This is a genomic window from Neorhizobium sp. 2083 (assembly GCF_031455615.1).
Lineage (GTDB): Bacteria > Pseudomonadota > Alphaproteobacteria > Rhizobiales > Rhizobiaceae > Neorhizobium.
This window is the reverse complement of the sequence record NZ_JAVDTC010000001.1, coordinates 518,653-544,368: the sequence shown is the minus strand read 5'-3', so window position 1 is coordinate 544,368 and position 25,716 is coordinate 518,653. Positions and strand designations below refer to the sequence as shown.

Annotated in this window: 30 protein-coding genes; 21 read left to right on the top strand and 9 right to left on the bottom strand. The window is 62.9% G+C overall.

Annotated features, from left to right (window positions below; translation table 11 throughout):
• Positions 1-40: 40 nt before the first annotated feature.
• From J2X76_RS02895 to J2X76_RS02885, 3 genes are all read left to right on the top strand, one after another.
• Positions 41-1,681 (top strand): cisplatin damage response ATP-dependent DNA ligase, encoded by a 1,641-nt coding sequence (locus J2X76_RS02895; protein WP_310212924.1) that lies wholly within the window; start codon positions 41-43, stop codon positions 1,679-1,681.
• Between the two features lie 67 nt (positions 1,682-1,748).
• A complete protein-coding gene (locus J2X76_RS02890; RefSeq protein ID WP_310212921.1) occupies positions 1,749-1,955 on the top strand; it encodes a hypothetical protein in 207 nt (68 codons plus the stop codon).
• A gap of 114 nt (positions 1,956-2,069) precedes the next feature.
• Complete coding sequence (locus J2X76_RS02885; protein WP_113283709.1) at positions 2,070-3,020, top strand: S9 family peptidase; 951 nt, start codon at positions 2,070-2,072, stop codon at positions 3,018-3,020.
• A gap of 7 nt (positions 3,021-3,027) precedes the next feature.
• Here J2X76_RS02885 and J2X76_RS02880 read toward each other — a convergent pair whose 3' ends face one another.
• Complete coding sequence (locus J2X76_RS02880) at positions 3,028-3,915, bottom strand: NAD(P)/FAD-dependent oxidoreductase (protein WP_310212918.1); 888 nt, start codon at positions 3,913-3,915, stop codon at positions 3,028-3,030.
• A 134-nt stretch (positions 3,916-4,049) separates the two neighbouring features.
• Between J2X76_RS02880 and J2X76_RS02875 the strand changes: the two genes are divergently transcribed.
• The 5 genes from J2X76_RS02875 (at position 4,050) to J2X76_RS02855 (ending at position 7,843) form a co-directional block, all read left to right on the top strand.
• On the top strand, positions 4,050-4,517 hold the full coding sequence (locus J2X76_RS02875; RefSeq protein ID WP_310212913.1) for an Rrf2 family transcriptional regulator: 468 nt from the start codon (positions 4,050-4,052) through the stop codon (positions 4,515-4,517).
• Between the two features lie 74 nt (positions 4,518-4,591).
• Positions 4,592-5,416, top strand: coding sequence for a L,D-transpeptidase (locus tag J2X76_RS02870; RefSeq protein ID WP_310212911.1), 825 nt, complete (start codon positions 4,592-4,594; stop codon positions 5,414-5,416).
• A 239-nt stretch (positions 5,417-5,655) separates the two neighbouring features.
• Positions 5,656-6,357 carry a L,D-transpeptidase gene (locus tag J2X76_RS02865; RefSeq protein WP_113129352.1) on the top strand — a complete coding sequence of 234 codons (702 nt, stop codon included), beginning with the start codon at positions 5,656-5,658 and terminating at the stop codon, positions 6,355-6,357.
• A 134-nt stretch (positions 6,358-6,491) separates the two neighbouring features.
• A complete protein-coding gene (locus J2X76_RS02860) occupies positions 6,492-7,376 on the top strand; it encodes an aminoglycoside phosphotransferase family protein (RefSeq protein WP_310212907.1) in 885 nt (294 codons plus the stop codon).
• 62 nt (positions 7,377-7,438) lie between these two features.
• Positions 7,439-7,843 (top strand): DUF6766 family protein, encoded by a 405-nt coding sequence (locus J2X76_RS02855; RefSeq protein ID WP_310212904.1) that lies wholly within the window; start codon positions 7,439-7,441, stop codon positions 7,841-7,843.
• Between the two features lie 57 nt (positions 7,844-7,900).
• On the opposite strand, the gene J2X76_RS02850 is transcribed toward J2X76_RS02855, so the two are convergent.
• Positions 7,901-8,386, bottom strand: coding sequence for a transcriptional regulator, SarA/Rot family (locus J2X76_RS02850; protein WP_310212902.1), 486 nt, complete (start codon positions 8,384-8,386; stop codon positions 7,901-7,903).
• A 154-nt stretch (positions 8,387-8,540) separates the two neighbouring features.
• Here J2X76_RS02850 and J2X76_RS02845 point away from each other — a divergent pair, with 154 nt between their 5' ends.
• On the top strand, positions 8,541-8,963 hold the full coding sequence (locus J2X76_RS02845) for an organic hydroperoxide resistance protein (RefSeq protein ID WP_310212899.1): 423 nt from the start codon (positions 8,541-8,543) through the stop codon (positions 8,961-8,963).
• 283 nt (positions 8,964-9,246) lie between these two features.
• Here J2X76_RS02845 and J2X76_RS02840 read toward each other — a convergent pair whose 3' ends face one another.
• On the bottom strand, positions 9,247-9,573 hold the full coding sequence (locus J2X76_RS02840) for a hypothetical protein (RefSeq protein ID WP_310212898.1): 327 nt from the start codon (positions 9,571-9,573) through the stop codon (positions 9,247-9,249).
• Positions 9,574-10,211: 638 nt separating this feature from the next.
• Between J2X76_RS02840 and J2X76_RS02835 the strand changes: the two genes are divergently transcribed.
• Positions 10,212-10,448 carry a hypothetical protein gene (locus J2X76_RS02835; protein WP_113129358.1) on the top strand — a complete coding sequence of 79 codons (237 nt, stop codon included), beginning with the start codon at positions 10,212-10,214 and terminating at the stop codon, positions 10,446-10,448.
• Between the two features lie 212 nt (positions 10,449-10,660).
• On the opposite strand, the gene J2X76_RS02830 is transcribed toward J2X76_RS02835, so the two are convergent.
• Complete coding sequence (locus J2X76_RS02830) at positions 10,661-11,107, bottom strand: MarR family winged helix-turn-helix transcriptional regulator (RefSeq protein WP_310214685.1); 447 nt, start codon at positions 11,105-11,107, stop codon at positions 10,661-10,663.
• 66 nt (positions 11,108-11,173) lie between these two features.
• Here J2X76_RS02830 and J2X76_RS02825 point away from each other — a divergent pair, with 66 nt between their 5' ends.
• The 5 genes from J2X76_RS02825 (at position 11,174) to J2X76_RS02805 (ending at position 14,571) form a co-directional block, all read left to right on the top strand.
• Positions 11,174-11,926, top strand: coding sequence for a thioredoxin family protein (locus J2X76_RS02825; RefSeq protein WP_113283714.1), 753 nt, complete (start codon positions 11,174-11,176; stop codon positions 11,924-11,926).
• Between the two features lie 44 nt (positions 11,927-11,970).
• Positions 11,971-12,441 (top strand): DUF1579 domain-containing protein, encoded by a 471-nt coding sequence (locus J2X76_RS02820; RefSeq protein ID WP_113129422.1) that lies wholly within the window; start codon positions 11,971-11,973, stop codon positions 12,439-12,441.
• 59 nt (positions 12,442-12,500) lie between these two features.
• Positions 12,501-13,310 carry a VOC family protein gene (locus J2X76_RS02815; RefSeq protein WP_310212893.1) on the top strand — a complete coding sequence of 270 codons (810 nt, stop codon included), beginning with the start codon at positions 12,501-12,503 and terminating at the stop codon, positions 13,308-13,310.
• A 253-nt stretch (positions 13,311-13,563) separates the two neighbouring features.
• Positions 13,564-14,094 (top strand): dihydrofolate reductase family protein, encoded by a 531-nt coding sequence (locus J2X76_RS02810; protein WP_310212889.1) that lies wholly within the window; start codon positions 13,564-13,566, stop codon positions 14,092-14,094.
• 171 nt (positions 14,095-14,265) lie between these two features.
• Positions 14,266-14,571, top strand: a complete 306-nt coding sequence (locus tag J2X76_RS02805; protein ID WP_310212886.1) for an alkylphosphonate utilization protein — start codon at positions 14,266-14,268, stop codon at positions 14,569-14,571.
• A gap of 348 nt (positions 14,572-14,919) precedes the next feature.
• On the opposite strand, the gene J2X76_RS02795 is transcribed toward J2X76_RS02805, so the two are convergent.
• Positions 14,920-16,485, bottom strand: a complete 1,566-nt coding sequence (locus J2X76_RS02795; protein ID WP_113283718.1) for a helicase HerA-like C-terminal domain-containing protein — start codon at positions 16,483-16,485, stop codon at positions 14,920-14,922.
• A gap of 115 nt (positions 16,486-16,600) precedes the next feature.
• Here J2X76_RS02795 and J2X76_RS02790 point away from each other — a divergent pair, with 115 nt between their 5' ends.
• The 4 genes from J2X76_RS02790 (at position 16,601) to corA (ending at position 19,874) form a co-directional block, all read left to right on the top strand.
• Positions 16,601-17,584 carry a YihY/virulence factor BrkB family protein gene (locus J2X76_RS02790; protein ID WP_113129365.1) on the top strand — a complete coding sequence of 328 codons (984 nt, stop codon included), beginning with the start codon at positions 16,601-16,603 and terminating at the stop codon, positions 17,582-17,584.
• Positions 17,585-17,673: 89 nt separating this feature from the next.
• Positions 17,674-18,063: a hypothetical protein gene (locus tag J2X76_RS02785; protein ID WP_113129366.1), complete on the top strand. Its 390-nt coding sequence runs from the start codon at positions 17,674-17,676 to the stop codon at positions 18,061-18,063.
• Between the two features lie 160 nt (positions 18,064-18,223).
• Positions 18,224-18,508: an acylphosphatase gene (locus J2X76_RS02780; protein ID WP_113129367.1), complete on the top strand. Its 285-nt coding sequence runs from the start codon at positions 18,224-18,226 to the stop codon at positions 18,506-18,508.
• Positions 18,509-18,830: 322 nt separating this feature from the next.
• On the top strand, positions 18,831-19,874 hold the full coding sequence (gene corA, locus J2X76_RS02775; RefSeq protein ID WP_113129368.1) for a magnesium/cobalt transporter CorA: 1,044 nt from the start codon (positions 18,831-18,833) through the stop codon (positions 19,872-19,874).
• A gap of 142 nt (positions 19,875-20,016) precedes the next feature.
• Here the strand turns inward: corA and J2X76_RS02770 are convergent, their stop codons facing one another.
• The 3 genes from J2X76_RS02770 to J2X76_RS02760 all read right to left on the bottom strand — a co-directional run bounded on the left by J2X76_RS02770 (position 20,017) and on the right by J2X76_RS02760 (position 23,219).
• On the bottom strand, positions 20,017-20,844 hold the full coding sequence (locus J2X76_RS02770) for an aldo/keto reductase (protein ID WP_310212877.1): 828 nt from the start codon (positions 20,842-20,844) through the stop codon (positions 20,017-20,019).
• A 117-nt stretch (positions 20,845-20,961) separates the two neighbouring features.
• On the bottom strand, positions 20,962-21,999 hold the full coding sequence (locus tag J2X76_RS02765; protein WP_310212874.1) for an aldo/keto reductase: 1,038 nt from the start codon (positions 21,997-21,999) through the stop codon (positions 20,962-20,964).
• A 23-nt stretch (positions 22,000-22,022) separates the two neighbouring features.
• Positions 22,023-23,219 (bottom strand): MFS transporter, encoded by a 1,197-nt coding sequence (locus tag J2X76_RS02760; RefSeq protein ID WP_310212871.1) that lies wholly within the window; start codon positions 23,217-23,219, stop codon positions 22,023-22,025.
• A 383-nt stretch (positions 23,220-23,602) separates the two neighbouring features.
• Between J2X76_RS02760 and J2X76_RS02755 the strand changes: the two genes are divergently transcribed.
• On the top strand, positions 23,603-24,496 hold the full coding sequence (locus tag J2X76_RS02755) for a LysR family transcriptional regulator (RefSeq protein ID WP_310212869.1): 894 nt from the start codon (positions 23,603-23,605) through the stop codon (positions 24,494-24,496).
• Positions 24,497-24,606: 110 nt separating this feature from the next.
• Positions 24,607-24,942 carry a hypothetical protein gene (locus tag J2X76_RS02750; RefSeq protein WP_113129373.1) on the top strand — a complete coding sequence of 112 codons (336 nt, stop codon included), beginning with the start codon at positions 24,607-24,609 and terminating at the stop codon, positions 24,940-24,942.
• A gap of 28 nt (positions 24,943-24,970) precedes the next feature.
• Here J2X76_RS02750 and J2X76_RS02745 read toward each other — a convergent pair whose 3' ends face one another.
• Positions 24,971-25,630, bottom strand: coding sequence for a glutathione S-transferase family protein (locus J2X76_RS02745; protein ID WP_310212866.1), 660 nt, complete (start codon positions 25,628-25,630; stop codon positions 24,971-24,973).
• Positions 25,631-25,716: the final 86 nt, after the last annotated feature.

Here is a 25,716-nt window from a genome sequence, read left to right as displayed (position 1 = left end):
GGGGTAAGCCACACGCTGCGCCCTCAAAAAGGTGGCGCCCATGAAAGCCTTCGCCACCCTCCTGGACCGCCTCGTCCTCACCCCGTCGCGCAACGGCAAGCTCACCCTTCTCGCCGACTATTTTCGCGACACGCCCGATCCCGACCGTGGTTACGGCCTTGCCGCACTCGCCGGCGGGTTGGATCTGAAGAGCGTCAAGCCGGCCATGCTGCGCGATCTCGTGCTGGAACGCATGGACCCCATCCTGTTCCAGTATTCCTACGATTATGTCGGCGACCTCGCCGAAACCATCTCGCTGGTCTGGGACGGCACCCGCAAGGACGACATTGACGACGATCACCAGCCGCGTCTCGGCGAGGTCGTCACCAGGATGAATTCGCTCGGCCGCACCGAAGTGCGCTCCGCCGTGCGAGACCTGCTCGACAAGCTCGATACGTCGAGCCGTTTCGCCTTCCTGAAACTCGTCACAGGCGCGCTCCGCATCGGCGTTTCCGCCCGCCTCGCCAAACAGGCTCTGTCTGACATGAGCGGCCCCGGAGAAAACAAAAGGGACGTCACCGAGATCGAGACGCTCTGGCACGGGCTGACCCCGCCATACGAGCCGCTTTTCGCCTGGCTGGAGGGCCGGGCGGAGAAGCCGGTTCTCGCCACCCCGGCGATCTTCCATTCGGTCATGCTCGCCAATCCGGTGGAGACCGGCGATCTCGAAAAGCTCGATCCGGCCGATTACGCCGCCGAATGGAAATGGGATGGCATCCGCGTCCAGATGTCGAGCTATGGCGGCACGAAAAAGCTCTATTCCCGCTCCGGCGACGATATTACCGGCGCCTTTCCCGATATCGTCGGGTCGATCAATTTCGAGGGCGTCATCGACGGCGAACTCCTGGTCGGCGGCACCGCCCGCTCCAACAATCCGACCCGCACCTTCTCCGACCTGCAGCAGCGGCTGAACCGCAAGACGGTGACGGGCAAGATGCTCGACGAATACCCCGCCTTCGTGCGCGCCTACGACCTCCTGTTCGAAAGCGACCTCGATATCCGCGCGGAAACCTTCTTCGAGCGCCGCAGGCGCCTCGGGGAGGTCATCGAGCGGGCGCCGCACAACCGTTTCGATCTCTCCGAACTCGTGCCGTTCGCCACCTGGGACGAGCTCGACCGTATCCGCATCGCCCCGCCCGATCCGGTCATCGAAGGGGTGATGATCAAGCGCAAGGACAGCCCGTATCAGGCCGGCCGCCTGAAGGGGCCGTGGTTCAAATGGAAGCGCGACCCCTACAATATCGATGCCGTCATGCTCTATGCCCAGCGCGGCCACGGCAAGCGGTCGAGCTATTATTCCGACTTCACCTTCGGCGTCTGGGCCGAGACGCCGGATGGCGAGGAACTGGTGCCGGTCGGGAAAGCCTATTTCGGCTTCACCGATGCCGAGCTCGAAGTGCTCGATAAGTTCGTGCGCGACAACACGATCGACCGCTTCGGGCCGGTCAGGGCCGTGCGCGCCGAGCGGGATTTCGGTTTCGTGCTGGAGGTTGCCTTCGAGGGCATCAACCGCTCGACCCGCCACAAATCGGGGGTCGCCATGCGCTTCCCGCGCATCGCCCGGCTTCGTTACGACAAGCTGCCGCGCGATGCCGACCGGCTGTCGACCCTGACGGCGATGGTCGAGGCGCGCGAGGCTTGATTGTCTGCAAACGCGCCTATCTTAAAGCCGGACATTGGCCGGGCTTGAGATCGGAAAGGGTAGCGGGATGACGAAGCAGGCATTCATCATCAAGGGCATCATTGCATTGATCGGCTGTTTCGCAGCCGCTTATGTCGGTCAGGAACTTCTGGGCGGCGAGCTTCTGGGTTTCGTGGTCGGCGGCGCGATCCTCGGCGTTACCGCAGGTCCCTTTCTGATGGCCCTCGTTCGCTGGCGCAAGGAAAGGGATGCGATGGCGGCGAAAAAGCCGTGAGGCGCGGCCTTTCATTAAATTTTGTCCATGCCGTTCGCGAATGATTGAATGGACAGCATTTCCACCCGATGCTGAAATCGGAATCGCACACAATCTACTTCAGGTTAGGCAGACATGGCGGCAGACCGCATCTTTTCTTCGAACTTCATATCGAAAGAGGGCGGTTTGAGCCGCCGGACGTTGCTGGCCGCTGTCGCAGGGCTCTCCGCCGCGGCGCTTCTGCCGGCTTCCGCGCACGCAGACTTCGACATTCCGGAGGTTCCGCCGCTGGAGAAGGAGGATTACGGCGAAGCGCGCAAGCGGTTCCACACCAATCTGTTGAGGAAAGGCCCGTCGCCGGAACAGTCTCCGCCGCTCGGCACGCCGGCCGGTGCCAAGCGCGTCACCTATCCCGGCGGCCCCGACGGGTCGATCGAACTGGTCGCCTGGCTGTCGCATTATGAACCGACCGGCAAGCCGAAGCCCGCAGTGCTTTTCCTGCATGGCGGCAACGCCACGGGTGACGGCCACTGGGAGCTGATGAAGGCCTATTGGGAGGCGGGCTATGTCGTCATGCTGCCTTCGTTCCGCGGCGAGAACGGCCAGGCCGGCAACTATTCGGGCTTCTACGACGAGACCTCGGATGCGCTGGCCGCCGCCAGCTATCTGGAGGAACTGCCGGGGATCGACAAGAACCGCTTTTTCCTCGCAGGCCACTCGAACGGCGGCACGCTGGCGCTGCTCGCGTCGATGACGCGAAAATTCCGCGCCTCGGCGCCGATTTCGGCGGGCGTCAATTCCTGGCGTTATTTCGGCAGGTTCGAACGCGAGGTCCGTTTCGACGAGAACGACCCGAAGGAATTCATCATGCGTTCCTCGGTCTGCTTCGGCCACAGCCTCAAATGCCCGACGCTCCTCTTGCGCGGCACCGAGGAAAGGCCTTTCGATGCGGACCATCAGTTGCTGATGGACCGGGCGAAATCCGCCGGCGTCTCGATCGAGGCAAAACTCCTGCCCGGCAACCACAACGGCGTCGTCCCCGGCGCGGTCGTGGAAAGCATCCGCTTCTTCAGCCAGTTTTCGTGAGCCAGGGTCAGGGCGCGCCGAACATCAGGTAACGGTGCGCCGCTGCGCCTGCCATCGCGCCGTCGCCGACTGAAATCGCGACCGAGCCGGCGGCGCGGGCAGCATCTCCGCAGGCCAGTATCCCTGGAATGCTGGTCTGTTTCATCGCATCCGTCCCGATGAAGGCGCCCATAGGTCCATCCTCCAGCGCGCAGCCCAGCTGCTCGGCGATCGGACTTGCGATCTCGGTGCGCGGCATGGTGAAGAGCCCGGCGAAGGAAAGCCGGCGGCCATCGCCAAGCACGACATCCGCGTGGTTCTCGATAGTGCGGATCGGGTTTGCCTCGATCGCAGCGCCCCGGCGGGAAAGCTCACGCATCGCGTTCTCGTCCGGCTCGAACGCTCCGTTCAGCAGAAACGTGGTCGGTCCCCAGTCGGGCAGCATCAGTGCATGATGCAGAGAGAGGGAGGACACGGCGATCACGCCGACCGGCCCCCGATCGAGTTCGTAGCCGTGGCAATAGGGGCAATGGAAAACGCTTCTGCCCCATCGCTCCCCGAGGCCCGGGATATCCGGCAGGTGATCCTTTACGCCCGTCGCCAGAACCAGTGCCTTTCCAGTGAACGACCGGTCCGCGACCGAAACCGTAAACCCGCCTTCGTCCTTTGCCGCAGCGTCCGCGCGAGCATCGAGCCATTCGACGGTCGGATAGACCATTACCTGCGCACGGGCCTTGGCCGCAATCGCGGTCGGGTTTTCGCCATCCCTCGTCAGGAACCCGTGCGAATGTTCGGCGAACCGGTTGCGGCGCAGGCCTTCGTCGATAACGAGGACGCGCCGCCTGGCGCGCGCCAGCTGCAGGGTGGCGGAGAGGCCGGCATAGCTGCCGCCGATGACGATCGCTTCGTAATCCATGAGAAACCCTCTTCGTAAGTCTCGAAACAACATAAGTTACATGATCGCGCCAGGTCAATAAGTTTGTAACTTCTGTTGTTGCGAATAAACGCGTGTTAGGAATAAGTGGCCGATAACCGACAAGGAGCGCCACGATGAGGCATGACAGCCGCCTGTCCCGCATGCTGCATGTACTGATCCACATGGATCGCCACGAAGGCACGGCCACGTCGGAGACCATTGCAGCCATGCTCAACACCAATCCGGTCGTGGTCCGCCGCACCATGGCCGGACTTCGGGAAAAGGGTTATGTGCGCTCGGAAAAAGGCCATGGCGGTGGCTGGACCCTGGGTCGGCCCCTGTCGGAAATGACGTTGCTCGACATTTACGAAGCCGTCGGCGAGCCCGCGGTGTTTGCTGTCGGGCCTGCCTGCGAGCAGCCCTCATGCCTGGTGGAACAGGCGGTCAACGCGGCCCTTGCCGAGGCTTTCGAAGAGGCCGAGAAGCTGCTTCTCAGCCGTTTTGGAAAGGTTACGCTCGCCGATATCGCCCGCGACTTCGATGCGCGCATGGCGCGCCATCCGGCATTGGCTACCGCTGCCGGGGCGGATTGGCATTCGTAAACGGTTCCACCAGCTTCGCGCCAGCCGCATCTGCGATTGTCGGCTTAGACGTCATCTGCCGGAAGCGGGTTCCCATGCCATTCTCTTTTCGACTTTTCCGCCGAAATCTCGGGCTTTCGTTCACGCTTGCCGCAACCGCGGCCCTTAGCGGCTGTCAGATCCCTTTGGTCACCGATACCAGCCGCATGAATCCGGATGTCTTCGTCCAGGAGACCGCGCCGGTCTTCAACGTCGCGCCCTACGCCGATCCGCCGTCGAATCAGCCGCCTCCGATGCCCGGCGCCATTCCGCACAAGCGTCAGCTCTATCCGTCGAACTTCCATCAGACCTATGGTCTGCCTGTCTCCAATCCCGTCCACCGGACCATGTATGGTGTGATCCGCGACGACGGCCACACGCTTCCGGCCATTCCCTATTCGCGGATCGATCCCCGTTATCTGCGCCAGGAGGTCGATTACCGCTCCAACGAGGCGCCGGGCACGATCGTCGTCGATACCAGGGAGCGCTTCCTCTATCTCGTGCAGCCGGGCGGCAAGGCGATCCGCTATGGCGTCGGCCTCGGCAAGGCCGGTTTTGCCTGGCAGGGCCGCGGCGTGATCCAGCGCAAGGCGGAATGGCCGCGCTGGACGCCGCCCGACGAGATGGTCGCCCGCCAGCCGGAGCTGCGCAAGTTCGCCGCCGCCGAAGGCGGTGCCAACCCGGGCCTCAACAATCCGCTCGGCGCCCGCGCGCTCTATATCTTCAAGGATGGCCAGGACACGCTCTACCGGGTGCACGGCACCCCGGACTGGCAGTCCGTCGGCAAGCAGACCTCGTCCGGCTGCGTGCGCATGTTCAACCAGGATGTCATCGATCTTTTCGACCGAGTGCCTTCGGGCACGCCGATCGTGGTCCTCTGATCGCGAAAACACGGCCGGCCATCGATGGAAAGAGCGGCATTGCCGCTCTTTTTTCGTTTCATCCCGTTCCTCATTTATCTCACGGGTTTGAACCGCCGTGTCGAGGTCGTGAATGGTTGGTTAAGGAACGCCGACCTATCCTGCCCGCTTGAGGAGCGAGTCGGAACCTTTCGGCCGCCCTGCCGTTAAAGAGCGATTTTGCTGTTCCCTGCGTTTCCTATCGAGCGGTCCTGCCTCAGATGATCCTGACCCCTTCCTTTTCCCGCCGGAGTTTTTTGTCTCTTCTCGGCGCGGGCGCGGCCTCTACGCTTGCCGGCTGCGCCTCTTCCGTCCCGCGCCCGTTGGCGACGACGGTCGCCTTCCGCCCGGAGCCGATTGAAGGCCCCTCGTCGGAACTGGATGTCATGTACGGTTCGGTGGTCGACGGCGGCTTCGTCATTCCGGCCATCCCCTATCGCCAGATCAATCCGCGCTATTATCGCCAGCAGGTCGTCGATCCGACCGGCGAACGCCCCGGCACGGTGGTGGTCGATACCGCCTCGCGTTTCCTCTACCTGATCGAACCGGGCGGCACGGCGATGCGCTACGGTGTCGGCATCGGACGCGAAGGTTTCGCCTGGCAGGGCGAAGGCGTCATCCAGTGGCGGCAGAGATGGCCGAAATGGACCCCGCCGGACGAGATGGTCGCGCGCCAGCCGGAACTCACCAAATATTCGGCCAAGAACGGCGGCATGCCGCCCGGCCTGCTCAATCCGCTCGGCGCCCGCGCGCTCTATATCTTCAAGAACGGCCAGGACACGCTCTACCGCCTGCACGGCTCGCCGGAATGGAACTCGATCGGCAAAGCCGTGTCCTCCGGCTGCGTGCGCCTGATGAACCAGGACATCATCGACCTCTACGACCGCGTGCCGGAAAAGGCGCGCATCGTGGTGTGGCAGTAAGGGCAACGATCGATCCTGAAGAGCCGATTGGGCCGGCGAGCAGGCCGGGCCAGGACACAAACCTGCGGCTCCCATACGCATTTGTCACATGAACCTGCTATCGGCTTCGCGTGCAGCCGGGCAGGGAGTTCTTCATGGTCCAGATCGACCCCGCTCTCGTGAAAAATCTGATCGCCGCCCAGTTTCCCGATTGGGCGGATTTGCCCGTGCGACCGGTCGCGACCAGCGGCTGGGATAACCGCACCTTCCATCTCGGCGGTGAAATGTCGGTGCGCCTGCCGAGCGCCGAACGGTATGTCGCGCAGGTCGAGAAGGAACACCGCTTCCTGCCGCTACTCGCCCCGCAACTGCCGCTTTCCATTCCCGTGCCCCTCGGACTCGGAAGGCCGGGCGAGGGTTATCCCTGGCCGTGGTCGGTCTATCAATGGATCGAGGGCGAGCGCCCCGGCCCCCGGACGATCGCCGACCTGACCGTTTTTGCGGAAGACCTCGCCGATTTCCTCTTGGCTCTCTGGAGGATCGACGCAACCGACGGTCGGCCGGCGGGCCAGCACAATTTCTACCGCGGTGGCGCCTTGCAGGTCTATGACGACGAAACCCGCCGCTCCATTAAAACCCTCTCGGACCAGATCGATGTGGCGCTGATCACTGAAATCTGGGAGAGGGCGCTTCGCTCCCGCTGGACGGAAAAGCCGGTCTGGGTGCATGGCGACATCGCCGAGGGCAATCTGCTCGTCCGCGACGGACGGCTTGCCGCTGTGATCGATTTCGGCAGTTCCGGCACGGGCGATCCCGCCTGCGACCTTGTCATCGCCTGGACGTTCCTCGACGAAGCGGCGGCCCGCGTTTTCCGCGATCGGGTCGATCTCGATGCGCAGACCTGGGAACGGGCACGCGGCTGGGGCCTCTGGAAGGCGCTGATCACGGTTGCCGGCGAGCCCGGTACCAATCCGCTCGTCAAGGAACAGCATCGCTGCTGGCTCGGCCGGATCGTCGCGGATCACCTCGCTGCGGCCTGATCCCGGCGGGAACCACCTTGGAACTTTCCCGTTAATTTGCGGGGGATGTTCTGGAGGACATCATGCAGAATTCGCTATGGCGGGCTTATAGTTACGCCTGGATAACGCTGGCTTTCTTTGCCTTCAGCCTTGTCGGCCACTGGCTGTTCGGCTGGTTCGCCTTCGTCCAGGAACAGGCCGAGCACGGGCAGCCGGTGGAGTTTTCGCCCTACCTGATGGAAATGCTGCGCGACACGTTCGAGAACTGGCAGTCTGAATTCCTGCAGCTGCTCTGGCAGGTCGGCGGCCTTGCCTTTTTCCTGTTTCTGGGCTCGCCGCAATCCAAGGAGGGCTCGGACCGGCTGGAGGCCAAGATCGACGTGATCCTCCGCAAGGTGGACCCGGCCGACGGCGAAGGCGTGATCCGGGAACTGGACGAACGTTATTCAGGCCGCCATACGGACGAGCCGGAAGCCCACAAGAGTTGAGCTCGACGAATTCTGTCCGACCTCGCGTGGAACAGGGCGCCTAATCAGATGGCCTTGTCAAACAGATGACAGCGTCTCTTTTTCTCCTGCCGCCTGTGTCAGCCGCTGTTTCAGCGCGATCAGTTCGTCGCGCAGCGCCACCGCTTCCTCCTTGCTGCAGCCGACGGCCCTGCCGATCGCACCGGCGACGCCCGCTGCCTTGTGCCGCAGGTCGTCGCCTTTGGCCGTCAGCGAAATCCTGACCTGCCGCTCGTCGTCGCGGTCGCGCGTGCGGGCGACGAGGCCGGATTGTTCAAGCCGCTTGAGGAGAGGGGAGAGCGTGCCGGAATCGAGCCCCAGCCGGTCGCCGATCGCCTTGACGGGCTGGTCGTCCTCTTCCCACAGCGCGATCATCACCAGATATTGCGGGTAGGTGAGGCCGAGCGGTTCGAGCAACGGCTTGTAGGTGCGCGTGAAGGCATGCGCCGCGCCGTAAATGGCGAAACAGAGCTGCGCATCGAGTTCGATCTGGAAATTATCCGGGTCGCGCGCTTTTTTCCGCATGCCGGTCCTGCCTTCACGTTTCTGTGCTCTATCTTTTTCCCGAAGCGTATTTTCGCAGGCTTGACGGCAAAATGCAATGCGCGTAATTAGATTGTGCGCAATTGAATTGCGGACAAGATTTTTACCGGAACCAGACCCCAAGGGAGTTAGACCCATGCCCATTCTCTACACCACCAAGGCTTCCGCCACCGGCGGCCGCGCCGGCCATGGCGCCTCCGAAGACGGCGTTCTCGACGTGACGCTCACCGTTCCGAAGGAACTCGGCGGCGACGGCGCCCGCGGCACCAACCCGGAACAGCTTTTCGCCACCGGTTATTCCGCCTGCTTCCTCGGCGCGCTGAAGTTCGTCGCGGCCAAGGAAAAGGTAAAGATCCCGGAAGACGCCAGGGTGACGGCAACCGTCGGCATCGGCCCGCGCGAGGACGGTGGCGGCTTCGGCATCGAAGTCTCGCTCCTGGTCGATATCCCGGGCGTCGAAAAGTCGGTCGCCGAAGATCTCGCTGCCAAGGCCCACATCGTCTGCCCCTATAGCCACGCCATGCGCACCTCGACCGAAGTGCCGGTCAGGGTCGCCTGATCGGCGGTTAGTCCCGGCCGCCGAGAGCCGACTTCACAACGCTGAAAACCGTCCGCTGCGCATCGCACGGGCGGTTTTCTGTTTGTGCGCGGGATCTGCAGGGTTGGATGATCGCTGCTGGGTGGATGCGGCGGCGGCTTTCGGCCCAAACCGGTCATTTAGGACCGATCACTCCATGCCTGAGATGGGGTGGTTCTTGGACAGTCTGGTTTGAAGGATCGTCAACCGATAATCTGCCGTCCGTCTCACCCTCGAAGCTCGTCGCAGGCATATCGGTACGTCTTCAGACGCCACCTTGCCGATATCTCGGCGGGAGTTCTGCGATGGGCAGATCGTCGGCCTTGAACGGCTTACCGCTGGACCAGGGAAGCATGTTCAGCACTACACCAAAACTCATGCTGATTGCTCCAAACACGAGTTTGCCAAGCGGCTTTTTCCAGCCAGCAACAAGAGCACCGAGCGGTTTGAAGATCAAAAGTGGGATAAACACGAACGGTAGGATCAAGAAGGTCAGCACCATCGGGGCCGCCGCCTCCATCATAGGGTCGCCGCCGTATCGAAGGCGGAGACGCGGGTTACGGGCGACTGCAAACGGAATCAGTTCTTCCATGAACCGAACGTAGTCGGCGGATCGATCGAGGCCTGTCTCTCCCTGCCAATCCAGCGAGGATAGCTCCCTTGATGCGAAGAGCGTCCGCAACCGCGCGCTGTGGACTGGAAACCCAGTGGTGCCGACCCCACTCGTAACGTGAAGGTGCAGGAAACGAAACGAAGTCCATGGGACGAGTCTGACTGACCGTCCTTGCGTCACCGAAAGGCCTTGGGCGTCGATGACGTAGGCCATCGTGATCCCTGGCGAGCTTTTATGATGCATCTCGACTTTCGCGGTAAAGCGGTAGGTCGGAGAGTGGTCCGTCTGCAATTGAGCTCTCCAATACGGTCTGCCAATGGAAGTGCCGGGTGTCCCGCGGATGACTGCTTACGGGAGACTATAGATCAGCCGCTACCGTCTCCTACGGGTCGAAACATGACCATAATCGACGGGTGGCGCCATGTCTCCTATTGGCGCAAAGCGGCCGTGGCATCTCGACTGCAAGGGACCGGGTCGCGCTCGACCGCTTATGACGCCTCGTCTCTTTGAAATCCGGCGCAGGGTTCCGATCCACGGCCCTCCGTTGACGAGGGCATTTTTCGCCACGACAGGCCGAAGAATGTGGTAATCGCCAGACGGATAACAACCGGAGTGCAATAGTGAGCGAAACGACCGTAGCAGATGCAACAACCCGCATTTATGAATCGCTTCAGGCGGATAATGCAGACATCGACGCGCATATCGCCACTCTCAAGGCAGCGTTGACACGGGCTGGCTTGAAAGAGGCCGTATTCGACCCGGCCAGGCTCGTGCAGAACAATCGTTCCGGCAGGAAGCTGATGCAGGCCTACTTTCGACAGCGCGGTGTGACGGTGAAATTTTCGGCTTCGTGAAGCCTTCCAGTCACGTCACGCGGACCGCCGTATGACGGCGGTTCCGGCCGCCCTCGACAAGGCCTGACCCCGGGCTTTGACCTTCGGGCACGACTCAAGGATCTCGCTGTTGGGGACATCGATACGGTGAAACCCGTATTGTCGTCGATATGCCGCGACATGACAGTTGATCGGCGCAGCCGTTGGCCGGCTGGCCGACGATAACGTCCGCTCTACCTGATCCCGCCCAGCATCACCCGCAGCGCTGCGGGTCCGCCCTCGCCGAGCTCGGCGTCGATTTCGGCATGCATGCGTACCCAGATCGGCAGTGCCGCAGACAGCATGGCCATTCCGTCCTTCGTCAGCCGCAGCAGCCGGCCGCGCCGGTCTTTCGGGTCGATGCCGGTTTCCACCAGGCCGCGTCGTTCGAGCACCTTGAGCGCCGCCGTCAGCGTCGTGCGGTCCATCGCAAGCAGCGTGGAAACCTGAGCCATCGTCGCCGGCTGCGGCCGGTTGAGCGACATCATCAGCGAGAACTGCCCGTTATTGAGGCCGATCGGCTTCATCGCGTTGTCGAACCGGCGGGCAAGCGCCCGTGCCGCCCGCTGCACATGAAGGCACAGGCAGGTATCGCGCACATGCAGCGTGGCGGAGAAGGGGATCACGTCCGATTCGGCAATGTTTGACAGCATGGGAAGAGTATGTTGATATCAACCTATCCTGTCAAGCAAAGGAGGAGGCCTGCCATGGATGTCACCGCAACACCGAAAAACCCTGTCGTGAGCCGCGAGGAGTGGCTGGAAGCGCGGCGAAAGTTGCTGGCTCTCGAAAAGGAGGAAACCCGTCTGCGCGACAGGGTGCGCGCCGAACGCCAGGCCATGCCCTGGGTCAAGATCGACAAGGATTATGCGTTCGACACCCCGAAGGGCAGAAGGACGCTTGCCGAACTGTTCGACGGCCGCAGCCAGCTGATCGTCTATCATTTCATGCTCGGCCCCGACTGGGAGGCCGGCTGCCCCGGCTGTTCCTTCCTTTCCGACCATGTCGACGGGGCGCTGCCGCATCTCAACAACCACGACGTCACCTATGTCGCGGTCGCCCGTGCGCCGCTCGACAGGATCGAGGCCTACAAGAGGCGCATGGGTTGGAAATTCCCCTGGGTCTCGTCCTTCGGCAGCGATTTCAACTTCGATTTCCACGTCTCCTTCACCGGGGAAGACCTTGCCGGGGAGAAGGTGTACTATAACTTCCGCGAGGTCCCGCCGTCGGAGGCGCATGATGAACTGCCGGGCCTTTCCGCCTTCTACAGGAACGAGGCGGGCGAGGTCTTCCACACCTATTCCAGCTATGCCCGCGGCGGCGAAGAGCTGATCGGCACGCTGATGATCCTCGACCGGGCGCCGCTTGGCCGCAACGAGAGTTCGACGATGAATTTCGTCAAGCGTCACGACGAATACGAACAGAAACCGCAAGAGACGGCTTCATCCTGCTGCCATTAACGGGGTTCATTCTGGCCTTTGAAAAGGAGGAGGACATGAGCAAGATGGAAATGCCCAGACCGCGGGCCGAACACGGCTTTCTGGAAAGAATGGTCGGCCTCTGGGAGGTGACGTCCACCGGCATGGGGCACGACGAAAAATGGATCGAGGTCTGCCGGTCGCTGAACGGCATCTGGTTCGTTGCCGAAGGCAGCGGCGAGATGCCGGGCGGCGGCGGCCCCGCCACCACCATCCTCACCCTCGGCTACGATCCCGAAAAGGGGAAATATATCGGCAGCTGGATTGGTTCGATGATGACCTACATGTGGGTCTATGAAGGCGATGTTTCCGCCGACGGCACGACGCTCAGCCTCTATACGACCGGCCCGGATTATTCCGAGCCGGGCAGGATGGGCGACTACCGCGAACAGATCATCTTCGCCGACGATGATCACCGCACCTTCAATTCCAGCGCAAGACAGCCGGACGGCTCCTGGAAACAGTTCATGGAAGCGCAGTACACCCGCAAGCGCTGAGCCTTGCGAGTGCTTGTCCAACGCGTCGGTCGACGCAGTCATTCGTAGAGGAGACGACCATGTTGCAGACCGTTACCGGGTCTCGATCCGAGACCCATGGCAAATTCATCTGGGTCGAGCTGATGACGCCCGATACCGATGCCGGCGGAAAATTCTATTCCTCCGTGGTCGGCTGGAAGGTCAAGGCGATGAGCATGCCTGACCTGCCCGCCTATTACCTGTTCGAAATGGGCGAAGGCGACAATTGCCCGGGCATCGGCGGCATGATGAACTTCCCGCCGGAACTCGAAGGCAAGATCCCGCCGAACTGGACCGGCTATGTCGCGGTCGACGACGTCGACCAGATGGCCAAGGATTTCGTCGCCCATGGCGGCCGCGTCCAGCGCGAGCCGGAGGATATTCCCGGCATCGGCCGTTTCGCCGTCGTCGCCGATCCGCATGGCGCGGTCATCTGCATCATGACGCCGCTGCCGATGGAAAATCCACCGGTCGAGCTCGCCTGGGATGCGGTCGGCAATGTCGGCTGGCGCGAGCTTTATGCCGGCAACGGCAGGCAAGCGCTCGATTTCTACGGCAAGATGTTCGGCTGGACGCTGGACCATGATTTCGACATGGGGCCGATGGGCACCTACCACATCTTCTCCCATAACGGCCGGCCGATCGGCGGCATGATGACCAAGCCGGCGGAAGTGCCGGTGCCGTGCTGGTGCTACTATTTCATCGTCGATTCAATCGACGCCGCGATCGCCCGGCTGACATCAGGCGGCGGCAAGGTCGTCCACGGGCCGATGGAAGTGCCCGGCGGTTCCTGGATCGTCCAGGCGCTCGATCCGCAAGGCGCCTTCTTCGCGCTGACCGGGAAGAAGTAACCGGAACAATCCGTTTGGCGGGTATGGGTCCTCACTCCGAAGCGCATGCGAGGCGTCGAAAGACGCCAGGCGTGTCCCGACAGGGTGGGGGCCTGCCCGTTTCCGCGCGCCGATAAACTGATTGCAAAACGAGATCGGTTTGCTAGATTGATCCAATTGCAATCAGCAACCGGTTGAGGGAAGGTGCGACCTCGCGATCGAGATGCCGGAGGAATTGACCGCGCTGCTGGTCGAGGCTGCTTGAGGAGGCGTGATGGCGAAGCTTGTTTTTGGAATGAACCTGTCGCTCGACGGTTATGTCGACCACGAGAAAATGCAGACAGGTCCCGAACTCTTCCGTCACTGGACGGAGCATGTGCGCGACCTGACGGGCAGTGTCTACGGGCGCCGCATGTACGAGACCATGCGTTACTGGGACGAGGACCGTCCCGAGTGGAGTGCGGAACACCGCGCGTTCGCGGCGGCTTGGCGGCGCCAGCCGAAATGGGTGGTGTCGCGCTCGCTGACATCCGTCGGCCCCAACGCCACGCTTGTCGGGGATGACCTCGAGACGGTGATCCGCGACCTGAAGGCCCGGCTTGCCGGGGAGCTTTCCGTGTCCGGGCCGCATCTTGCGCAAAGCCTGACGGACCTCGGTCTCATCGATGAATATCGGCTCTATTTCCACCCGGCCGTGCTCGGCCGCGGAAAGCCGTTTTTTGCCGGTCCCCGACCGCCGCTCCGCCTTGTGTCCACCGATCGCGTCGGCGAGGACGTGATCAGGCTGACCTACGTCCCCGCCTGACCGCGTCCATCAGTTCGCCTGCGAGCGCCTCCTGCCCGTCGATGTCGGGATGGTTGGTCGGTTCGCACGACATCGCGGCCGGACCTGGCGTCGCCCAGCTTGCCCGGAACGGTCCGGCTGCTATAAGCGGCCAACGCCGACCGGCGATTGTTGATATCAGGAGAGACGCCGATGGCAGGCGATGACGACGAATACGTCTATGACGAAGCGACGGGTGAATGGCGCCCGGCTTCGGAAATGGCCGCTGCGGCCGGCGCAGGCATCATCGAGGTGCGCGACGCGTCCGGCAACGTGTTGAAGGACGGCGATTCCGTCACGCTCATCAAGGACCTGAAGGTCAAGGGCGCCGGTCAGACCCTGAAGCAGGGCACGGTGATCAGGTCGATCAGGCTGACCGACAACCCGGAAGAAATCGACTGCCGGCATGACGCGATCAAGGGCCTGGTGCTCAGGACGGAGTTTGTGCGGAAAAGGTGATGATGGGGGCGACGGGTTTCGTTGCGCCCTGGGGCACCCCCCTCTGCCCTGCCGGGCATCTCCCCCTCAAGGGGGGAGATCGGCCAGAGGCCAGCTCTCCGTTCCCTCTTGAGCCCGGAGGCAAGCCCGGCTGCACCATATCTGCCTTGGCCAAAGCGTCAGCCTTTGGCGACAGCATGTACAAACGCTAGGTCTTGACCGTGATCGGGGCAGAGACCGCGCCCCGTCCGATCTCCCCCCTTGAGGGGGAGATGCCCGGCAGGGCAGAGGGGGGTACGGCGACCACAACGGCCAATCGTCAGCGACCGGATGAGGTGACGGCCTTCACCATCCGGTCCCTCTCAAACCCTACCGCTTCAAGCTACCCAAAATCCCCCGCACGATCGCCCGGCCCACCTGCGTCGCAACCGTCCGCGTCACGCTCTTCATCGCAGCCTCGATGATCGTCTCGCGCTGGTAGCCGGAGCGGCGCGGCTGCGCACGGTCGCGGTCGTCGTCCTTGTCGCCGAAGCCGGGCAGGGTCCAGCCGGTGGTTTCGCCGGAGCCGGCCGGCGGGGCGGCCTGCAGCTCGTCCTGCGCCTTTTTCGCGGCGGCCGCATCGGCGGCCTGCTTGGCGCGGCCGGCGAGGATTTCGAAGGCCGATTCCCGGTCCAGGTCCTCGTCATAGACGCCGAGCACCGGGCTCTTGTCCATGATCGTCTGGCGTTCCTGATCGCTGAGCGGGCCGATGCGGCCCGACGGCGGGCGCACCAGCGTGCGTTCCACGATGGACGGCGCACCCTTGCCTTCGAGCGTCGAGACCAGCGCCTCGCCGGTGCCGAGATTGGTGATCGCGGTGGCGCAGTCGAAATCCGGGTTGGGACGGAACGTGTCGGCCGCTGTCTTCACCGCCTTCTGCTCGCGCGGCGTATAGGCGCGCAGCGCGTGCTGCACCCGGTTGCCGAGCTGGGCGAGCACGGTTTCCGGCACGTCGAGCGGGTTCTGGGTGACGAAATAGACGCCGACGCCCTTGGAGCGGATCAGCCGCACGACCTGTTCGACGCGCTCGGTCAGCACCTTCGGCGCGTCGTTGAAGAGCAGATGCGCCTCGTCGAAGAAGAACACCAGTTTCGGCTGTTCCGGATCGCCCACTTCCGGCAGTTCCTCGAACAGTTCCGAGAGCAGCCACAGCAGGAAGGTCGCATAGAGCCGCGGGTTCATCATCAGCTTGTCGGCGGCGAGCACCGAGATCTGCCCATAACCACTGTTCGGGTTGGTGCGCATGATATCGGTGATCTTCAGTGCCGGTTCGCCGAAGAAATGCTCGGCGCCCTGCTGTTCGAGCACCAGCAGCGCCCGCTGGATCGAACCGACCGAGGCCTTCGAGATCAGCCCGAACTGGCTGGACAGCTCGCTGGCATTCTCGCCCATGTAGTTCAGCAGCGAGGCGAAATCCTTGAGGTCGAGCAGCGGCAGGTTCGCCTTGTCGGCGATCTTGAAGGCGATGTTGATGACGCCTTCCTGCGGCTCGGATGCATCCATCAGGCGCGACAGCAGCAGCGGCCCCATCTCGGCGATAGTGGTGCGCACCCTATGGCCCTTTTCGCCGAACAGATCCCAGAAGATCACCGGGAACTGTTCGAAATCATAGTCCTGGAAACCGATCTGCTCGGCGCGCTTGAGGAGAAAATCCTTCGCTTCGCCCTTCATGGCAATGCCGGACAGGTCACCCTTGATATCGGCGGCGAAAACCGGCACGCCGGCCTTCGAAAAACCTTCGGCGAGCACCTGCAGGGTCACCGTCTTGCCGGTGCCGGTGGCGCCGGTGACGAGGCCGTGGCGGTTGCCGAACTTCAGTTCCAGATATTCAGCCTTGTTGAGCGAATCGTCCGGCTTGCGGCTGCCGCCGATGAAGAGCTTTCCCGTATCGTCCATGCAACTATGCGCTCCCTGACCGCGTTCTCTGGCAATTGCTTATAGGATGTGCGGAGGCGCCGGGCAACGGCAACGAGATCGATGCGCCCCGCCCGCAACGGGAGGCTGGGCAGGAATGGCGATCGGCGAAACGAGGGCCGGATTGGAAAAGAACAGGGGCCGCGAGGCGGAGGCCCCGCAGGAAATCCCGGCTCCCGGCCTGAAGGATGTCTTCTGGCGGGTTTATGGAAGCCTCGCGCAGGACCGCATCACGCTGATCGCCGCCGGCGTCACCTATTATCTTCTGCTGGCGCTGTTTCCGGCAGCAAGCGCCCTGGTATCGATCTACGGTTTCGTCTCGGACCCGGCATCGATCGTCGACCGGATAGCTTTCCTGAGTTCGGTCATGCCGGCGGATGCGCTGAACATCTTTCTCGACCAGCTGCGGGCGCTGACCGCGGAGCGCAATGCGACGCTGTCGATCGCCCTGATCGGCGGCCTGGCGCTGGCGCTGTGGAGCGCCAACAACGGCATGAAGGCGCTGTTCGAGGCTATGAACGTCGCTTATGCGGAAGAGGAAAAGCGCGGCATCGTGCGCCTCAACCTCATCTCGCTTCTGTTCACCCTCGGCGCCCTGCTTCTGGCGATCGTCATCCTGTTTGCGATGGGCGTGGTGCCGGCCGTCCTCAAATATCTCTGGCTCGACCGGTGGACCGAAATCATCATCCGCCTGGTGCGCTGGCCGGTCATGATGCTGTTCGTCGCGGGCGGCATCATGATGCTCTACCGCTTCGGCCCGAGCCGCGAGCCGGCGAAACTCAAATGGCTCACCTGGGGTGCGGCATTCTCGACCGTCGCCTGGCTCGCCGCCTCGATTGCAGTTTCTTTCTATCTGGGGAATATTGCCGATTACAACGCCACTTACGGCACGCTCGGCGCGCTGATCGGTTTCATGGTCTGGACATGGATATCGGTCATCATCGTCATCGTCGGTGCGGAGATCAACGCCGAGCTCGAACACCAGACGGCCCGCGATTCGACCACAGGCAGGCCGAAGCCGCTCGGCGCCCGCGGCGCCTACATGGCCGACACGGTGGGTGAGGCGTCGGGCGAAGCCTGAAGCCGGAGATGCTCTACGCTCCCTGTTGGCTTCGGCAAAGACTATGTGTATTACCTTGACGTGAACGTCAAAACCTTCAGGAGAGATTGATGAACGAACTGGTTTCCCGCGTTGCCGAAAATGTCGGCATTGCCCCTGACGTCGCCGAAAAGGCGATCGGCATGATGCTCGGTTTCCTGCAGCGCGAAGCCGATGACGGCGCGGTTGCCAGGATGATCGAGGCGATCCCCGGCGCTGCCGAACTGGTTGCCAAGTTCAACGGCGAAGGTTCAGGCGGCGGCGGTCTGCTCGGCGGCCTGATGGCGAGCTTCGGCGGCGGCGTCATGGCGCTCGGCCAGCAGCTGATGTCCCAGGGCCTCGGCATGGGCGAGATCACCGGGCTTGCCAAGGAAACCATGGCGGTCGCCCGCGAACATGCCGGCGACGAAGTGGTCGACGCGGTGATCGCGTCTGTTCCCGGCCTGTCGCAGTTCGTCTGATCGGCACCTTCGGACACATCAAGCCGCTGGCCGTGAGGCCGGCGGTTTTTTTGTTGGATCCAAAACCGACGAGACCGGTCTACGGGCCAATTGACACCTTGCGGGCTTGTCCAGCGTTTCGCACTCTCCATGTCAGTGTCGTTGCTGATGGGAGGTTACCATGTCCTCTGATGACGAGGCCGCCATGGTGCGGATAACGGGAAGGGTACAAGGCGTCGGTTTCCGTGCCTGGACGCGGGAAGAGGCAGAACGGCTGGGTTTGACCGGTTGGGTCCGCAATGAGCCGGATGGATCCGTCCTTGCCTTGATTGCGGGACCAGCCGCCGGCCTATCGCAAATGCTGGAGCGTTTCCGGCACGGCCCGCCCGGCGCTTCGGTTTCCGGCGTGGAGCGAGGGCCGGCAGCACTCGCGGAAAAGCCGGTCGATTTCCGTGTCACGAGATGACCGGGTCGATCGTGTGGTTTGTTGTAGGCTGGCCAACCTTCCGCCCCATCATCCGGTCTCTTCGGGCTGAAGCCAACCTTTCCAATTGTTAATCTGCCAAGCCAGTGACCGCGACAGAAAAGCCATTGACTTTTCGGCATTTAGGGCACATCTGAACACCCGAGTGACGCCTGTCCGGGCGTCCTTCTTTCAAAGGACAATTGAGATGAACCCCGACAGTCGAAGTTCGACGTCATCATACCGACCCGTCTCTGCGGGGCTCTAGTCCTTCTCGATAAGGATGCGCGCTCCGAAGGGACCGATGGTCCGAAAAGGAGCCGTCATGCTGCGCATCCATGCCTACGACCTTGATCGCCTTGTTTCCGTCGCTTCCGATGTGCCGGCGCTTGCCGCGGCGCAGCCGGTGTCCGACGTCCCGGATGCGGCAATGCCCGTTCCCGCCACGCCGGCCGTCGTCTGGTACGACCTCCTCAGCCCCACGCCGGAGGAAGAGCGCGCCGTCGGCGAGCGTCTCGGCATCACCGTGCCGACCATGGACGAGATGGAGGATATCGAGCTTTCCGCCCGCCTCTACCAGGAGGACGGCGCCGAGTTCATGACCATGACGGTGCTGACCCGGCCGGATGCCGGCACGCCGCGCAAGGTGCCGGTCACCTTCATCGTCAAGGGCCAGGTGCTGGTGACCGTGCGTTATGCCGAGCCGCGTCCGTTCGACGCATTCATGGCGCGCGCCCGCAAGCCGAACGGTACCGGCCTGCATTGCGGTAACGGCGAGCTGATCATGACCGGGATTATCGAGGCGATCATCGACCGCATGGCCGACACGTTGGAACGGCTCGGCACCGAGATCGACCAGATTTCCCAGGAAGTGTTTTCCGCCAAGGCAGCCAAGGCCAACAAGAAGACCCGCGACCTGCAGGACCTCATCCGCGAGGTCGGCCAGAAGGGTGAGTTCATCACCGTCGTCCGCGAAAGCCTCGTCAGCGTTTCCCGGGTGGTTGCCTATTACGCAGCGCTCGACGGTGTCGACCGCAAGCTGACCAAGGAACTGCGCCAGCGCCTGAAACTGCTGCAGCGGGACGCCACCTCGCTCGGCGACCACTCGGCCTTCCTGTCCGGCAAGATCAATTTCCTGCTGGATGCGACGCTCGGGCTGATCAACCTTGAACAGAACCAGATCATCAAGATCTTCTCGGTCGCCTCGGTCGTGTTCCTGCCGCCGACCCTGGTCGCCTCGATCTATGGCATGAACTTCGCCAACCAGCCGGAACTGCAATGGACCTACGGCTACCACATGGCGATCGCCATGATGATCGTCTCGATGGCCCTGCCGTATCTCTACTTCAAGCGCAAGGGCTGGCTTTGAACAAGGGAGGCCTCCGGATGCTTCCGGCGGCCTTCCTCACCTCTTTGCGAGCGACGCCCGCAAGACGTCGTTGACGGCCTTCCCCTCAAACGAAAAATGCGCCGAAGATCTTCGGCGCATCGCGTCGGCTTTGTCGAAAACGTCAAACATCCCATTCCGGGGCCAGATGCCCCGGGTTGACGATGCGGCCGGTCGGCCTGGCGAGCTTGTGGATCGCCAACATCTCGTCTTCCGACAGGGCGAAATCGAAAACGTCGAAATTTTCCGGCAGGCGGGTGACGGTTGCGGTCTTGGAGAGCGCGATGACGTCCTTCTGCTGGATCGCCCAGCGCAATGCCACCTGCGCGGCGGTCTTGCCATGCCTGGAGCCGATATCCTTCAGCACCGGGTCGCCCGGCACCGCGCCGTTCGCCATCAGGTAATAGGAGGTCAGCGACATACCATGTTTGCGCACCTCGCCGAGAACCTTGGTCTGGTCGAGATAGGGGTGGTATTCGACCTGATTGGTGGCGAGCGGCGCGTCGGAGAGTTTGACCGCCTCGGCGATCAGCGCGGTGGAGAAGTTCGAGACACCGATATTCCTGACCTTGCCGGCCTTCTTGAGCGCGTTCAGTGCGCCCATGCGGTCGGCGAGCGGCATTTCGCTCTGCGGCCAGTGGAGGAGGAGGAGATCGACATAATCGGTCTTCAGCTTGGCCAGGCTCTCGTCGACCGAGGCGATGAAGGCATCATGACCGACGCGGTCCACCCACACCTTGGTGGTCAGAAAGATGTCGGCGCGCGGGATGCCGGACTTGGACAGCACCTCGCCGACCGCCGCCTCGTTCTTGTAGATCTGCGCGGTATCGACATGGCGGAAGCCGAGCTTCAGGGCCTCCGGCAACACGCGGGCGACGTCCTCGTCGGGCATGCGGAACGTGCCGAAACCGAGGGCAGGGATGTTGGCGCCGTTGGCGCTGACTGTGAACATTTTGAACTCCTTCGGAAAAGCCCGGGCCAAATTGCTTAAAATGGCGCCGGGCAAAATGGGGCCCCTATTACATGGACCGATTCTGTGACGGATCAACCACCCGAGTTTTCGGGGGTATCAGCCGGCGATGGGCGGGTTGAGGCGGGCAAAACCCTCCTGCCGCCGATAGGGAAAATGCGGGTAGGGCGCGGTCACCGCGCTTGCCGCATCGAGTCTTGCGACCTGCTCCTTCGTCAGCGACCAGCCGACGGCCCCGAGGTTCTGGCGAAGCTGCTCCTCGTTGCGGGCGCCTATGATCACCGAGGAAACGGTCGGCCGGCCGATAAGCCAGTTGATCGCCACCTGCGGCACGGTTCTGCCGGTCTCCTCCGCCACGCCTTCCAGCGCATCGACCACCCGGTAGAGCAGTTCGTCTTCGACCGGCGGGCCGAAATCGGCCGTCTGATGAAGGCGGCTGCCCGCCGGAAGCGGCTTGCCGCGGCTGATCTTGCCGGTAAGCCGGCCCCAGCCGAGCGGGCTCCAGACCAGCGCGCCGAGCCCCTGGTCCTTGCCGAGCGGCATCAGGTCCCATTCGTAATCGCGGCCGACCAGCGAATAATAGACCTGGTTTGCCACGTAGCGGGTCATTCCGTGCTTTTCGGCGGCCGCCAGCGACTTCATGATCTGCCAGCCGGAGAAATTCGAGACGCCGACATAACGCAGCTTGCCGTCCTGCACGAGCCGGTCGAGCGTCGAGACGACCTCCTCCACCGGCGTCGAGGCGTCGAAGGCATGCAGCTGGAAAATGTCGATATGGTCGGTACCGAGCCGCTTGAGAGCTGCCTCCACGGAGCCGATCAGCCGGGAACGGGACGAGCCCCAGTCGTTCGGCCCGTCGCCGGTCGGCAGGCTGGCCTTGGTGGAAATCAGCACGTCGTTGCGCCGGCCCTTGATCGCCTCGCCCAGCACCTCTTCCGAGGCGCCGGCCGAATAGACATCGGCCGTGTCGAACAGGGTGACACCGGCGTCGAGGCAGATGTCAACGAGGCGGCGGGCCTCCTCCACATCGGTCGTGCCCCAGTGGCTGAACAACGGGCCGGAGCCGCCGAACGTGCCGGCTCCGAAGCTGAGCACCGGCACCTTGAGGCCGGATGCGCCGAGATTGCGATATTCCATGATCGTGATCCTTGGTTGGACGGTTATTCGGCGGGGCAGGAGAGGGCGGAAGCGTCGCCTGCGACAGCCTCGCGCCCGTCCAGCCGGATGGCGAAGAGGGCGACGGCAAGTGCGGCAAGCGGCACCAGGCCGGCGACCAGCGTGACCGAGCCGAGACCCGGACCATGGTCGATGACCATGCCGCCCAGCCACGCGCCGATCGCATTGCCGAGGTTGAAGGCGGCGATGTTGAAGGAGGAGGCGAGACCCTGGCCCGCCCCTTCCGCCTTCTGCAGCACCCATATCTGCAGCGGCGAGACGGTGGCGAAGGCGGCTGCGCCGAACAGGCCGATGGCGATCACGGCAAGCACCGGCTGGTGGATCGCCGCCGTCATTGCCAGCAGCGCCACCGACAGGGCGACGAGGGATGCCACGATGGTCGGCACCAGATGGCGGTCGGCCAGCCAGCCGCCGGCCAGGTTGCCGATCACCAGACCGCCGCCGAAGACGAGCAGGATCGGCGAGACGGCGGCTTCCGAAAAGCCGGTGATCTCGGTGAGAATAGGGGCGATATAGGTGAAGCCCGCAAACACGCCGACCCAGCTGAGCACGGTGATCAGCAGCCCGAGCAGGACCGACCGGCGGCCGAGCACCGCAAGCGCGCCCTGAGAGCTTTCCTCCTGATTGTCGGCCGCCTTGTCTTTCGGAACGAGGAGCGCGATCACGGCGAGAGCGACGAGGCCGATCAGGGTGACGGCAAGGAAAGTCGAGCGCCAGCCATAGGCCTGGCCGAGCCAGGTGCCGAAGGGCACGCCGAGAATGTTGGCGACGGTGAGACCCGTGAACATGATGGCGATCGCCGAGGCCTTTTTGTTCGGCGCGACGAGACTGGTGGCGACCACCGAGCCGACGCCGAAGAACGATGCATGCGCGAAAGCGGTCAGCACCCGGGCGGCCATCAGCGTCCAGTAATCGGGCGCCAGCGCACAGGCCAGATTGCCGACGGTGAACACCACCATCAGCGCCATGAGAAGCGTCTTGCGCGACCATTTGCCGGCGATCGCGCCGAGAATGGGGGCGCCGACGACGACGCCGAGCGCGTAACCGGAAATGAGCAGGCCGGCCGCCGAGATCGACACGCCGAGATCGGCGCTGACATCGATCAGGAGACCCATGATGACGAATTCGGTAACCCCGATGCCGAAGGCACCGGCCGTCAGGGCGTAGAGAGCGAGAGGCATTGTTGTGTTCCTGATCCTTGGGAGGAAGGGGATTGCATTTGATGCAACGCAATATCGTCGCCTCGGACTTGCGTGTGTAGTCGCATAAGCGGATAATCATTTGTGAATTGAAGTCACAGGTAATATTGAAGGCTGTGGCTCCCGCCCCCCTCTGGCCTGCCGGCCATCTCCCCCTCAAGGGGGGAGATCACAAGCGGCGCGACCTTCGTGCCCCGTCATAGGACCTGACCGCAGCAGGTCATCTATTGCGACGGAGGCCCATTGTTTGGGGAAGCCGGTCCGCCCAGCCGATCTCCCCCCTTGAGGGGGAGATGGCCGGCAGGCCAGAGGGGGGTGCCCTGAGCACGACGTTGATGATCGGACTTCGAAAGTGAGACCCTCCAATGGACAACCGCGCCGGAGAAATGGAAGTTTTCGCCCTCGCCGCCGAGCTCAAGAGCTTTTCGGCCGCGGGCCGCAAGCTCAAACTCTCGCCCTCGGCGGTGAGCAAGCTCGTCACCCGCCTGGAAGACCGGCTCGGAACCCGCCTCGTGGTTCGCTCCACCCGCATGCTGCAGCTGACGCCGGAGGGCGAGACCTATCTCGCCCGGGCCCGGCGCATTCTCGCCGAGATCGCCGATACCGAGGAGATGGTCGCCGGCGGCGGGCGGACGCGGCCGCGCGGACCGCTGTCGATCAACGCTTCGGTCGGTTTCGGCGAGCGCTATATCCTGCCGCTGACCTGCGAGTTCCAGCAGCTTTTCCCGGATGTGCAGCTCGATATCACGCTGACCGACGATACCGTCGATCTCATCCGCGAACGGGTCGATATCGCCATCCGTCACGGGCCGATGCGCAACTCGTCGCTGATGGCGCGAAAACTCGGCGAGAGCCGCCAGGTGGTGATCGCCTCGCCGGGCTACCTGGAGCGTCACGGCGTGCCGAACAGCCCGGCCGAGCTCATTCACCACAACTGCATCAATTTCAATTTCCGGCGGTCGGTCGAAGGCTGGCCTTTTCGCGATCCGCAAACCGGCAGGCGAGAACTGCTGCCGGTGTCCGGAAGCCTGAAGGCGAGCAGCGGCTCGATCATCCGGCAGTTCTGCCTGGACCATCTCGGCATCGGCCGGGTCGGGCGTTTCCATGTGGAGCCGGATATCGTCGCCGGCCGGCTCTTGCCCGTGCTCGAGGATTTCAATCCCGAGGACATTGAGGAAATCCACGCCGTTTATGCCGGTCACGAACACCTGGCGGTGCGCATCCGCACCTATATCGATTTCCTTGCGGCCCGGCTCTAGCACGTTTTCCTGATCAAGTTGATCGTGAAACGTGTCTTCACGGCCACAGTTTTGCCTTGCATTGGTCAAGTTTGCCACCCACATCGGCGGGATTAGGAGAATCTATTCCCATGAGTGACCAGCTGAATGAAATCATCGCCCGCATTCGGGCGGAGGTGACTGCCGGTTCGGCCGAACGCGCGCATGTCGTCATGTCGATGGAAGACCTGCGGCTGCTTGTCCAGAGCTTCGAAATCCTCAATTCCGAAAAGGCGGAGCTGCGCCGCAGGGCAGAACTTCATGCCGACGTCATCGAGGCGGTGACGGTCTTCATGGAGGCCTATCGCGACAAGTACAAGAACTACGGCAGCGGCGGCATACGTCCGAGTGCGGTCCTGCGCCATGAAGTGTGGCGGGTCTATGCTGCCATGCGCGGCCTGCCGATCGCCAATGACAGCATGTTCTGAGGGCCTGCGGCCCCTCCGGTAACCGGCCTCAGTCCCGGTCCGGTGCGCCGAGCGGAAAGAGCGGCCGATAGGGCCTGGCCTCGTCCACCGCACGCGCAAACGACGGCCGGGCGAGCAGCCGGCTGCGATAGGCCCGCACATGCGCGAACTGTTCGCCGATCGGATGCGTCCAGTCCGCAAAAAAGAGGGCAGGCGCCGCGGCGCAGTCCGCAAGGCTGAACGTGGTACCCGCCGCCCATTGCCGCTCCGCCATCCGCTCGTTCAGCCATCCATAGGCCGCGTCCAGCATGCCGCATGCTTCCTCAACGCCGTAGGGGTCGCGGTTCTCTTCCGGCCGGATGGCGTTGAACACCACCTTCTGCTGCGGGGTGGAAATATAGTTGTCGAAGAACCGGTCCATCATCCTGACGTCGAGCGCCGCATCGGCCTCGTCGGGGACCAGCTTCATCGGGCCGGGATAATGGACGCCCAGATATTCGATGATGATCGACGCTTCGAAAACCCGCTTCTCCCCGTCGATCAGGATCGGAAAACGCTTCACCGGCCACATGCTGCAAAGATCCTGATAGGCCGAAGGATCCTCCGGCCCGAGCATGCGGGTGTCGAAGGGGGTGTCGTTTTCGTAAAGCGCGGTCAGCACTTTCTGGCAGTAGGACGAGAACGGATGTGAATAAAGCACCGGACGCATAGCGGCCTCCCATAACCGATTGCAAATCGAAACTGGTTTATGGATAGTCTATCTGATTGCTTTTTGCAATCGGTTTTGTGGTGCAA

Coding starts and splice junctions, on each gene's coding strand:
- J2X76_RS02895 (WP_310212924.1), top strand. CDS start 41: ATGAAAGCCTTCGCCACCCTCCTGGACCGCCTCGTCCTCACCCCGTCG.
- J2X76_RS02890 (WP_310212921.1), top strand. CDS start 1,749: ATGACGAAGCAGGCATTCATCATCAAGGGCATCATTGCATTGATCGGC.
- J2X76_RS02885 (WP_113283709.1), top strand. CDS start 2,070: ATGGCGGCAGACCGCATCTTTTCTTCGAACTTCATATCGAAAGAGGGC.
- J2X76_RS02880 (WP_310212918.1), bottom strand. CDS start 3,915: ATGGATTACGAAGCGATCGTCATCGGCGGCAGCTATGCCGGCCTCTCC.
- J2X76_RS02875 (WP_310212913.1), top strand. CDS start 4,050: ATGAGGCATGACAGCCGCCTGTCCCGCATGCTGCATGTACTGATCCAC.
- J2X76_RS02870 (WP_310212911.1), top strand. CDS start 4,592: ATGCCATTCTCTTTTCGACTTTTCCGCCGAAATCTCGGGCTTTCGTTC.
- J2X76_RS02865 (WP_113129352.1), top strand. CDS start 5,656: ATGATCCTGACCCCTTCCTTTTCCCGCCGGAGTTTTTTGTCTCTTCTC.
- J2X76_RS02860 (WP_310212907.1), top strand. CDS start 6,492: ATGGTCCAGATCGACCCCGCTCTCGTGAAAAATCTGATCGCCGCCCAG.
- J2X76_RS02855 (WP_310212904.1), top strand. CDS start 7,439: ATGCAGAATTCGCTATGGCGGGCTTATAGTTACGCCTGGATAACGCTG.
- J2X76_RS02850 (WP_310212902.1), bottom strand. CDS start 8,386: ATGCGGAAAAAAGCGCGCGACCCGGATAATTTCCAGATCGAACTCGAT.
- J2X76_RS02845 (WP_310212899.1), top strand. CDS start 8,541: ATGCCCATTCTCTACACCACCAAGGCTTCCGCCACCGGCGGCCGCGCC.
- J2X76_RS02840 (WP_310212898.1), bottom strand. CDS start 9,573: ATGGAAGAACTGATTCCGTTTGCAGTCGCCCGTAACCCGCGTCTCCGC.
- J2X76_RS02825 (WP_113283714.1), top strand. CDS start 11,174: ATGGATGTCACCGCAACACCGAAAAACCCTGTCGTGAGCCGCGAGGAG.
- J2X76_RS02820 (WP_113129422.1), top strand. CDS start 11,971: ATGGAAATGCCCAGACCGCGGGCCGAACACGGCTTTCTGGAAAGAATG.
- J2X76_RS02815 (WP_310212893.1), top strand. CDS start 12,501: ATGTTGCAGACCGTTACCGGGTCTCGATCCGAGACCCATGGCAAATTC.
- J2X76_RS02810 (WP_310212889.1), top strand. CDS start 13,564: ATGGCGAAGCTTGTTTTTGGAATGAACCTGTCGCTCGACGGTTATGTC.
- J2X76_RS02805 (WP_310212886.1), top strand. CDS start 14,266: ATGGCAGGCGATGACGACGAATACGTCTATGACGAAGCGACGGGTGAA.
- J2X76_RS02795 (WP_113283718.1), bottom strand. CDS start 16,485: ATGGACGATACGGGAAAGCTCTTCATCGGCGGCAGCCGCAAGCCGGAC.
- J2X76_RS02790 (WP_113129365.1), top strand. CDS start 16,601: ATGGCGATCGGCGAAACGAGGGCCGGATTGGAAAAGAACAGGGGCCGC.
- J2X76_RS02785 (WP_113129366.1), top strand. CDS start 17,674: ATGAACGAACTGGTTTCCCGCGTTGCCGAAAATGTCGGCATTGCCCCT.
- J2X76_RS02780 (WP_113129367.1), top strand. CDS start 18,224: ATGTCCTCTGATGACGAGGCCGCCATGGTGCGGATAACGGGAAGGGTA.
- corA (WP_113129368.1), top strand. CDS start 18,831: ATGCTGCGCATCCATGCCTACGACCTTGATCGCCTTGTTTCCGTCGCT.
- J2X76_RS02770 (WP_310212877.1), bottom strand. CDS start 20,844: ATGTTCACAGTCAGCGCCAACGGCGCCAACATCCCTGCCCTCGGTTTC.
- J2X76_RS02765 (WP_310212874.1), bottom strand. CDS start 21,999: ATGGAATATCGCAATCTCGGCGCATCCGGCCTCAAGGTGCCGGTGCTC.
- J2X76_RS02760 (WP_310212871.1), bottom strand. CDS start 23,219: ATGCCTCTCGCTCTCTACGCCCTGACGGCCGGTGCCTTCGGCATCGGG.
- J2X76_RS02755 (WP_310212869.1), top strand. CDS start 23,603: ATGGACAACCGCGCCGGAGAAATGGAAGTTTTCGCCCTCGCCGCCGAG.
- J2X76_RS02750 (WP_113129373.1), top strand. CDS start 24,607: ATGAGTGACCAGCTGAATGAAATCATCGCCCGCATTCGGGCGGAGGTG.
- J2X76_RS02745 (WP_310212866.1), bottom strand. CDS start 25,630: ATGCGTCCGGTGCTTTATTCACATCCGTTCTCGTCCTACTGCCAGAAA.